Annotated in this window: 3 protein-coding genes; all 3 read right to left on the minus strand. The window is 33.6% G+C overall.

Annotated features, from left to right (window positions below; translation table 11 throughout):
• Positions 1-24: 24 nt before the first annotated feature.
• From FQT67_RS07460 to FQT67_RS07470, 3 genes are read right to left on the minus strand one after another with little or no spacing between them, the layout of a single operon-like run.
• Positions 25-8,376 carry a helicase-related protein gene (locus FQT67_RS07460; protein ID WP_046177001.1) on the minus strand — a complete coding sequence of 2,784 codons (8,352 nt, stop codon included), beginning with the start codon at positions 8,374-8,376 and terminating at the stop codon, positions 25-27.
• Positions 8,377-8,385: 9 nt separating this feature from the next.
• Complete coding sequence (gene dcm / locus FQT67_RS07465) at positions 8,386-9,333, minus strand: DNA (cytosine-5-)-methyltransferase (protein ID WP_197733770.1); 948 nt, start codon at positions 9,331-9,333, stop codon at positions 8,386-8,388.
• A 54-nt stretch (positions 9,334-9,387) separates the two neighbouring features.
• The gene (locus FQT67_RS07470; protein WP_046177003.1) at positions 9,388-11,094 is read right to left on the minus strand and encodes a DNA topoisomerase 3; all 1,707 of its coding nucleotides are present in this window, start codon (positions 11,092-11,094) and stop codon (positions 9,388-9,390) included.
• Positions 11,095-11,143: the final 49 nt, after the last annotated feature.

Raw genomic sequence — 11,143 nt, forward strand, 5'->3', positions numbered from 1 at the left:
GAAAAGGAGCTTGTAATAAGCCCCTTAGCGTTCATCGTGTTCTTTTGATTTATTTTCTCGTGTTTCTGTTTGTTTTTCTTCCAACTGATATGACTTAATCTGTCCTAGGATAGACGGCTTTTCAGATACCTTTTCTTTACTTTCTGCCCTTGTGTGAATATTATCCTCTACATCATAAGTAGTTTCAAAGTAGTCACTGTCTCTAAAGTCATTATCGTATCTATCTGGTACACCATCATTATCCAAATCTTTTGCAAGTGGATCATAGATATTACCATCGTCATCTCTTTCAAGACCTAGTGCTTTTTTAAGGTCATTATCATCAATAGATACAAACTCTCCAAAATCTCCATATTCCATTTCTTGTTTTAGAAATTCTAATGCCTTTTCTTCACCTCCAAGGTCTTTGAGATAATCAATCTTTGTAATTGGTTCTCCATTGATATATTGAGTAGCTGTAAAGTCTTCTAAGCTAATTTCATATTGAATTTCATGCTTTTCATCTGGTGTAGTCGTATAAGCAATTCCAATATGGGCAAGGTCAGGAAATAGATTATTAAAGTTTTCATAGGTATAACTGTCATCTTCATATTCCCTTTTACAAAAATCTACAATAGCTCTTTTTACATCTTCAATTAGTGGATTAGGATTTTCTTTTTCTTCCACTTCTCCCATATCAAGTAGCTTGTTTAATTCTGCAAGTCTTAATACTTTTGTCTTTAGCTCATCTGCTTTTTCAAAAGGCTTTTTCAGTTCCTCTTTGGCATTTTCCAGTTGTTCCTTTGTGATAATGAGTTTTTCTTCAAGACGATTTAACCTTTCAGGCATTTTATCAATAGTATTATCAAGTCTTGTGATATTACCATCTGCACTTGTACCAAGTTCTCCTGAATGGTTTGTAGCACCTTTTAAAGTGAAATTATGCTCATTGGTAAAGAAGTTATAGCTTACCTCTAAATCCATATTTCGGTACTGTCCTATGACCTTACTTTCATTAATTTTTATGCCTTTAATCGCTTCTAAGAGCTTTTCTCCAGCTATCTTTTTATCTCGAATTATCTCGCCATTAATCTTGATAGAAGTGAATTTATTTTCACCACTTCCTTGTGGTTCAACATTTTCTATATCTTTTTTCACTGATTCAATTAGCCTTTCAGTCCTTTCTATTTCTTCAGGATATGTCTTTGCAACCTTATCCTCTAATCTATATCGATTGGACTTATAGTTTGCTTCAAGCATTTTAAGTTTCGTAACTTCATTATCCAAATCCATCTTTTCTTTTATCTTTGGATCACCAGTAGCAAGAGCTTTAATCTCAGCATAGTTCAAACTACTTTCATCTACATCTTCTGCAACACGAACAGGAGTCTTTGAAGTCATAATCTGTGAAATAAATTTCTGCTTATTCTCTATCGTCTGCCAAAGGTAAGCATCAAAGGTATTCTCAGTGATGTAACGATAAATATTAACCTCTTTATTTTCATTACCCTGGCGAACAATTCTGCCACTTCTCTGCTCAAGGTCAGCAGGTCTCCATGGCACATCCAAATCGTGCATTGCAATAAGTTTATTTTGCACATTTGTACCAGCACCCATCTTCTGAGTAGAACCTATTAAAATACGAATTTCACCTTTTCTTACCTTTGCAAAGAGTTCATCTTTTTGCTTATCGGTATTGGCTTCATGAATAAAGGCAATTTCTTCCTTTGGTATTCCTAAGTCTACAAGTTTATCTCTAATATCATCATAGATATTAAAGCTGCCATCACCTTTTGGTGCAGACATATCTGAAAATAGAAGCTGTGTTGATTTTTCTTCTTTTGTCTTATCCCAAATAGAAAATACATTTTTAACACATACATTCACCTTTGAGTTTTCATCATCTGGAAGTAATGGATTGATTAAACGCTGATCTAATGCAAGTTTCTTACCATCATTGGTAATCTTAAGCATATTATCTTCTTCAGGCTCTACGGACTTATTACGCACCTTATCAGCCCTTTCAGACAAGCTCTTTAGTATTTCTTTTTGCTCTTCACTTGGTTCAGTTTTAATAACTTTAAAATGAGCTTCTGGAACAGGAAGATTGAGCATATCTGCGGTTTGAATATCTGCTACTTCCTTAAACATACTCATAAGCTCAGGTAGGTTATAAAACTTAGAAAAACGAGTCTTAACTCGGTAACCTGTTCCCTCTGGAGATAATTCAAAAGCAGATTGTGTTTCTCCAAAAGTTGAAGCCCATGAATCAAAATGCTCTAGTCCATTCTTTTTCAGAGTGTCATACTGTAAATATCTTTGCATAGTATAAAGCTCCGTCATTGAATTTGATACTGGAGTTCCTGTCGCAAAGACAATTCCTTTGCCACCAGTCATTTCATCCATGTATCGGCATTTCATAAACATATCCGATGATTTAAAAGCTTCAGATTGTCCAATACCTGCAACATTTCTCATTTTTGTATAAAGATATAGGTTCTTATAGTTATGAGCTTCATCAACAATCAGCTTATCCACTCCCAACTCTTCAAAAGTAATAACATCATCCTTTTTGAAATCATCATTTAACTTTTCAAGTCTTGTTTCTAGTTTTTTTCTGGTCTTTTGAAGCTCTTTTACTGTAAAGTTTTGATTTCTGTCATGCTTATACTCTTCTACATAATTGATAATCTCATCAATCTGATCTTGAATGTGCTTTTGTTGGTATTCCTTAGACATTGGAATTTTTTCAAACTGACTATGACTAATAATAACTGCATCATATTCACCTGTTGCAATTTTTCCTATAAATCTCTTTCTATTCTTTAGTTCAAAGTCTTTTTTATCGGCCACCATAATATTAGCTGATGGGTATAGCTGCATAAATTCACGACCAATTTGCCCTGTAAGATGATTTGGCACAACAAATAGTGACTTAGTACACATTCCAAGTTTCTTAGCTTCCATAGAACTTGCCACCATTTCAAAAGTCTTGCCTGCTCCTACTACATGAGCAAGTAAGCTGTTACCACCATAAAGTATTCTTGCAATTGCATTCTTTTGATGTGGACGAAGCGAAATATCTGTACTCATTCCATCAAAACTTAAATTAGATCCGTCATATTCTCGATTACGAATAGAATTAAATTTTTCATTATAGGCTTTTACAAGTCTATTTCTTCTATCCTGATCGTTAAATATCCAGTTCTTAAACTCTTCTTTTATAAGCTCTTGTTTCTGTCCCGCAAGCATAGTTTCTTTCTTATTTAGTACCGAAGTCTTTGAACCATCTGGATTGAAAATTTGGTCAAATACCTTTGTTTCTTTTAGGTTTAGAGCATCTTCAATAAGCTTATAAGCACTTACTCTGCTTGTACCATACGTCATTTCTGCGAAGTCATTCCCCCTGTCTTTGCTCTTACCTTCAACATTCCATTCACTGGTTAAATATGAAAATTTGACTTTAATATCCCATCTGGCATATCCTGGAGTCTTTAATGTTTCAAACATGAATCTTTCAATATCCTTAGGTGGAATCCATGTTGCACCAAGCCTTACATTGATTTCACTGGCTTCAAGTTCTTTTGGCATTACTCTTTGAAGTTCTGCTTTTTGATATTCCAGTCTGCTTAGTTCATTTACAAGTGTTTCCCTTTCGTTTTCACTTTCTTCTGGAAGCATTTGTTCTGCTTGTCGTAACCTATTGATATAACTACCTACAATACCTATTTTTTCTCTAATATTTCCACTTAGGTACTCATCTTTCGTTACATAGGTATACTTAAAGGAGTTAGTTTCATCGCTACAAGCAAACGGCAAATCACCATCTTCCAAGTCAAAAGAAAGCTTCTGATTAAAACTAACATCCTCTTCCCTAATATTTAGAAAGATTTCTCCTCTAAGTTCTTCTATAAGAGTATTTCTATCCTTATCCGTTAGATTTGTCATGTAACCAAAATCTACATAACCTTTTTGTGAAATAGATAGTACTAATGCCTCAAGTGAAGAATCTACATGGTCAATAACTTTCGCTTTTGTGATAGTTCGTTTAGAAAAAATATCGCCTTTTGCCTTGAAGTTTTCTTCTTCATCCAGTATCTCAATAGAAGCTACCAAAGGGAAATTACTATCTTCTCTTAAGGCTCTGGTGTTACTTAAATTATTTACAAAACCATGTTTCTTAGAAAATCTATCATAAACTGTGTTTAATTTATCCTGAGATTCTTTGATTTCAGCTTCACTAAAGTCTTCTTTCTGCTTGTATATTACATCCTTTAATGCATCATTTAATTCGAGATAATCCTTAATTTTTTCCTTGTTTTTGTCCGATACTTCTTTCTTAATGAAAAGTGAATTTTCTCTGTAATACACCTCACCATCTATGATTGTGTAGGAAAAGTTTTTTACATCATCTGTTGCTGGGATTGATGTTACTTCATCATCTAACAGCTCTATCTCTTCATACTTCGCATCTTTTGATATTCTCTCGCCTGCAGCTTCAATATGATCTTTTAGAGAAGACATATTTATTTCATAAGGTAAAAATGCTATTGGCTCACAAGTAAGAGTTTTTCCAAATCTTCCGCTTACTTCTCTCATGTTTCCAAGAACTTGTTCTGGATGGTCTACAAAATATTTATTATATACAAGACCATTTTCATCTTCCGCTAAATGCACCCAGTCATCATCACGCTCAAGTACACTATCTCTTTTCTTCAGGAATATAATATCTGAGGTTACTTCTGTACCGGCAACACCCTTAAAGGTATCGTTAGGAAGTCTTATTGCACCTAAAAACTCTGCTCTTGCATTTATATATTTACGGATACTTTCGTCTTTCTTGTCCATTGTTCCAGATGATGTGATGAAGGCTATAACACCACCATTTCTCACCTTATCAATGGATTTTGCAAAGAAATAGTCATGGATAAGGAAGTTATTACGATTGTATTCCCTATCATTAACCTTAAATTCACCAAATGGAACATTCCCAATTGCCACATCAAAGAAGTTATTTGAAAAACTTGTCTCTTCAAATCCTTTAACTTGTATATTGCTTTCAGGATAAAGAAGCTTTGCAATTCTACCACTAACAGAATCAAGCTCAACTCCATAAAACTTTGACTTATTCATTTCATCTGGAAGATTACCAATAAAATTTCCAACTCCCATCGATGGTTCTAAGATATTTCCATTCTTGAATCCCATTTCTGAAAGCGTCTTATATACTCCATCAATTACAATTTTAGGCGTATAAAAAGCTGTTAAGGTAGATTCCTTAGCAGCCTCATATTCTGATGGTGATAAATTTTCTTTTAAGAAAGCTCTTGCTTCTTTCCATTGTCCGTCTTTACTTTCATCAAAGACATCAGCCAGTCCACCCCACCCAACATATTTAGCTAAAGTTTCCTGCGCTGTAATATCTAAATCCCTTTCCCCTTTTTCTATCCTGTTAAGCATTGAAATGGCTTCAAGATTATTATTTAACCTTTCAATTGGAGTAAGTTTATCAGGGAAAATATCTTCTGTAATTCTAAAGTTTGATACTTTCTCCTGTTTCTTTTCTTCAAGTCCAAAAAGTCTTTCTAAGTCACTTTCTAATCTATAAGGAATAACTTCTGAACCCGTAATCATTCCTCCAAGAAACTCAACATTATCTTTTATTGTAACAGTCTTAAGACCACCACCCATCTTATCAAAGCGAGTTATAGTGTAGTCTTTATCTTTATAGTGAACTTCGTCTCCAACAAGTAGCTTAGGTCTATCAAAGCCAATCTTTTCTAGTAACTCTTTATCATCTGTAAAACTTACTATAGGCATCATATGATTGCCATTTCTTAGAGGAGCAAGTCTTAAGTCATTCTTTTTTAGAATCTCATTAAAGCTCACTTCATCATCAATCTTATATGCCTCATGATCCATGTAGACCGTTTTTCCAATAGATAAGTCTAATGATTTTTCCTTATCTTCTTCTGGATTAAGGTAATCAAATAGCGTCTCTTGTTTTACTTCAACTTGATTAGCTTCTACAACATAATCAGCAATCTTATATGCTTCATATTTTTCGCTATCAATTAAAGCATCAACCTTTGTGCTTTCCTTAAAATTGACTCCTCGATTAAGTGAATATTCCACTCCATCAAATTCTACTTTTCTTCCAGTATCTTCAAGGCTTATTCCTAAACTATCTTGTTTACTTGCAAGTATAAATTCATTGCCGACTTTAACTGCTATTTTCTCATTCTGATTGTTATATGCGTAGTCTTTAAGGCTATCAACAAACTCGCTCATCGTAACAAAGTCGATATTATCCTTAAAATCTTCAATCTGACTTATGCTTACTTCATCATTTATAAGATAACCTTTAAGCACATTAAACTTAGCAAGTTCAATATCTAACTCTTTCAGATACTTGATCTTTTCTAATGTAACACCGTCCAAGCCTTTGTTCCAATCATCAATAAGCCATTTTAAATGTTCCATCTTCCATACAGGTAGTTTAGGATCTGCAATCTCAGTAATTTCATTGTCATAAAAATCATACTCCTTTATGGCACTCATAATCTGTTCTAATTGTTTGAAATTAAAATCACCAATTCCAATGTTTGTGCCTTGAAGAGCTTCTTCTAATTTACTTGTAGCAAGTCTACTAATTGCAACATCTTTTTCTACTTCGTATTCTTCCATAATAGAGCCAACTTCTTCAGCAAAATTAGGACTTAATTCTTCTTCAAATTCATTTATTACTTCATTGCTAGTTTCTTTAGAAATTACATCATCTTCAAAACTAAGTTCCCCATTAAAGACCATTTGAAGCTCATGCTCATCCATCTGCTTTTTTAATTCTCTGTCTTTAAGTTCTCTAAAAGTCTTTGGGAAATCTTCTAAAATAAGTCTTTGAGCATTTAGTTCTTCAAGCTCATGAATATTAAAATATCCCCACTCTGGTTCAATTCCTAAAACAAGACCAAATGCATCTCCTGTTTCCCTATCATATTCCGTCATATACCATGTCCAGTTGCTTCTAAATGGAATGATATATGCTGCATGAACCTGAGTATCTGCCAGATCAGTATGCTCTTGGTCATAAAGTTTTGGAACACGCTCCAGCATTTCATCAGTCATTAAATTATATGGATCTTCTTTAGAATAGAAAAAGGAAGCATTTTCTGCTCCCTCGTTTATTTTCTCAATGCTATTTTCTAAGCTTCCACTATTTCCTTGATTGCCGTCTCTTTCAAAGCTGAAATCATCGCCTTGTATTCTGAACTCGTTTCGCTCTCTATTTTCCAAGCTTCCATCATCTTCGGCTTCTCTTTTCTCATAAAGTCTATGGCTCTCTTTTGAACCACCATCAAGTGTTTCACTAGACTCTTCTCTTTGTAAAGGTCTATTAGCATTTGATAGTGTTTCTCCTCGCTGCTCTCTGTTAGAAAATCCAATCTCATCACTGCGTAAATTGGATTCGGAAATTCTTCCATAAATTTCTTCTCTTCCTCCAGATTGTTCAAAGTCTTCTCTTTGATTATCGAAATTATCTCGTCCGTATTCTCCATCCCTGAAAATTCGGTTTCCATCATTATCATCTCTTTCGTCATTTGATCGAATAGCATTCTCCATACCTCCTAATTCTTTATTATTTTCATTAAGCTTATTATAATCGGCACCTATACTCTTTGTCAGGTCTTGATTGACAGATAAATTTCTTGTTCTTAACATTGTAGCTTCAATAATATTGCTACAAGCATTGGAAATGCAATTACCAGCACTCATTAAAGAAATTCTATCTAAGTACTTAAAATTTTCTTGTAAGTCATCCATTGAAATAGGATAATCCAAATTAAATCTATTTGAAATTGCAAAGCTAATAGAATTTCTCATAAAGTTTACAAATGAGTTTCTATCTTCATCAGCAATCCTCAGATTATTCGCAAGCTCATATATGCTTCCATCTGCGTATATTCTGCTAAGTGAATATAAGTTCTCTGATAGGCTATTACTTGAATCATAGCCTTGTAGTTCAATCATATCTTTTAATGCATTTTCATGCTTTTCTCTATCAAAAGACCATAGTTCCACTTCATTCACATTTCTATCCATCGATACCGTCTGACTAATATCGAAGATATATCCTACCTTTTGGAAAGCATTACTGTCATTTAGAATAGGTATCCCTTTTTGCCCTCTCATAACAGTTCGATTAAATCTTTCCCTCCACATATCAAAGCTTGCACAAGCAGTTGCGTTGGGATTTTTATCATAGATACTAAGTTGACTTAAAAAGTCATATCTCTGATTATTTCCAATGACCTTTAAGAGTTTTAGATATTCTCTTTCACTATCTAAAACATCTCTTTTTACAAGCTCAATTATGTTGTAAAAATCATTCGTTCTCATCTTTACCTCCTAGTTCTTCAAAATTTCTTTTAATATTGCTTCTAACACGTTCACGACAATGCTATTTCCAGCTTGTTTATACAGTATTGACGATAATTTACCTTTTCTTCCTGGATATATAGCTTTAAGTTTATTAAAGTCTTCATCATCAAAACCCATAAGTCTAAAGCATTCTCGCTCTGTTAAATATCTATATTTACCATTACCTAGATCAATAATTCCTGAATTTGGAATACGCACTTGCTTGGTGGAAATTGTGTAGGCAAACTTATCTATCACTTTAAGTCTTCCTCTAAAATTATTATTCTTAGGATCTCCTCTTATATGTCGAAGCATTGACTCTTGCCTTACTTCATAAAGATTGGAAACATCTTTCTCTATAAATTCAGATATGTCCATTGCTTGCATTTTTTCGAGTTTAGCGAAGTTAAAAAGATTATTTCCCAAGATGCTCACAACAAAGATACGCTCTCTTTTCTGTGGTATTCCAAATTCTATAGCATTTAGAATTTCATATTTGTTCTCATATCCCAGTCTCTCCATTTCTTTTAAGTAATGAAAAAAGGAAGCTCTCAAATTTCTATCGAGAACTCCCTTTACATTTTCCCAAAGCACAACCTTGGGCTTGATATTCATTTCTTCTATTATTCGTATAGTTTCAAAAAGAAGACTACTTCTTGTACCGCTACCTTTTATGCCACCTTTCTTTAAGCCACTTCTACTAAAATCTTGACATGGACTACCATGCATTAATAAATCTATTCTTTCATCTGGTGGATGATAATCTACTATACTTTTAGGCTCAAATTCTTCACCATAAAGTGCATTATAGCTTTTAACACAGTTCTTATCTATCTCTACATAATCAACTGTCTTGTGAGGTATTTTTTGCCTAATTAAAGCTTTTTTAATAGCACCAATACCACCAAACAATTCTAATACATTCAACTCATCTATTTTCATCACCTCCAATAAAACAAGGAGACAAGAATAACTCTCATTCCCTAAAAACTATTTACGATATATTCCTATTGTTTCTCTTATCTTTTCCTCTATACCTTTTAAGAAGTCATCCTTATTTGCCTTGCCATTAGCAATGTCAGATAGTCTCATTTCCCATTCAGCAGTAGTTTCTGGCGATTTAAAAGTATCTGAAACAATAGTCACCAAACTAATTCCTTTATTGGTTGCAATTAGATTCTTTTTATCTCTTTCGATAAAACCTTTGAAAATTAAGCTTTCAATAATACCTGCACGAGTTGCCGGTGTACCAAGTCCTTTTCTTTCTACCTCAATGCCTTTTTCTAATGCTTCATTACCTGCTACTTCCATAGCCTTTAAAAGCGTATCTTCCGTAAAATGTTTAGGTGGTGTTGTATATTTCTCTTTTACTTCTTTATTTTTAATTTCAAATACATCTCCAACCTTTATATCTGGAAGTAGTATATCTTCCGTTTTCTTCGTTTTATATTCTTTTAGATACTTAGTGAATCCCTCATCAATAATCACTTTGCCACTACTACTAAATTCAAAACCATCAAACTCAGCAATAATTTTTGTAGTATTTTCTACCAAAGGGTATCCAACACTTGCATGAAGTTTATTTGATATAAGTCTATATACTCTTGCTTCACTCTCTGGAATCCTTTCAATATCTGCTTGTAGTGAACTTGCTGTCGGTATAATCGCATGGTGATCTGTAACTTTCTTTGAATCAAACACCATTTTAATTCTTTCAGTATCAAAGTCATTCTTACCTAAGATATTGTTAATAGTGCTTGTAATCATATCTTCCGTAAGATAACGACTATCCGTTCTTGGATAGGTAATAAGTTTCTTCTCATAAAGACTTTGAGCATAATCAAGTGTCTGTTTAGCACTATATCCAAAATACTTATTGCACTCTCTTTGAAGTGTTGTCAAATCAAATGGTAGCTCTGGTTTTGTAATCTTTTCCTTCTTAACAACATCTGTAATCTCTATATTATTTCCTACTAAGTTCAGCAGTTGATCTGCTATATCCTTATTGTCTATTCTTTCCGTTGAAACTGTGAAACCATTTAGATATAGATCTACTGTATAGTATTTTTCTTTCTTGAAATTACTGATTTCATCATCCCTATTTACAATCATTGCAAGTGTAGGTGTTTGCACTCTCCCTACACTATAATTTTGCTTATACAAGCAAGAATAAAGCCTGCTAATATTCATTCCGACTAACCAATCAGCAATCGCTCTTGCCTTGGCAGATTCAAATAAATCATCATAGTAACTTCCATCTTTTAAGTTATTGAAACCATCTTTAATTGCACTATCTTCCATTGATGAAATCCAAAGTCGTTTCATCTGCTTCTTACAGTTTGCTTGATTGTAAACAAGTCTAAAAATACTTTCTCCCTCACGACCTGCATCACAAGCATTTACTACATTCCCTACTTCTTTATCATTCAATAGTTTCTTCAAGATACTAAATTGTTTCTTAGTAGATTTTGAAACCTCATACTTATATTCACTCGGAATAATCGGTAAATCTTCCATATTCCACTTAGCATACTTTTCATCGTAGCTATCAGGATTTGCCATCTGAATCAGATGACCTACGCACCAGGATACCCTATATCCACTTCCCTCGTAGTATCCTTCTTTCTTTTTTGTAGCTCCTATTACCTTTGCAATTGATATAGCTACACTCGGTTTTTCTGCAATAACTAAATCCATATTATCTCCAATCTTTCAAATAAAATAAGGCGAAAGATAATACTCCCTC

This window comes from Streptococcus sp. NCTC 11567 (genome assembly GCF_902141215.1).
Taxonomy (GTDB): Bacteria; Bacillota; Bacilli; order Lactobacillales; family Streptococcaceae; genus Streptococcus; species Streptococcus dysgalactiae.

Coding starts and splice junctions, on each gene's coding strand:
- FQT67_RS07470 (WP_046177003.1), bottom strand. CDS start 11,094: ATGGATTTAGTTATTGCAGAAAAACCGAGTGTAGCTATATCAATTGCA.
- FQT67_RS07460 (WP_046177001.1), bottom strand. CDS start 8,376: ATGAGAACGAATGATTTTTACAACATAATTGAGCTTGTAAAAAGAGAT.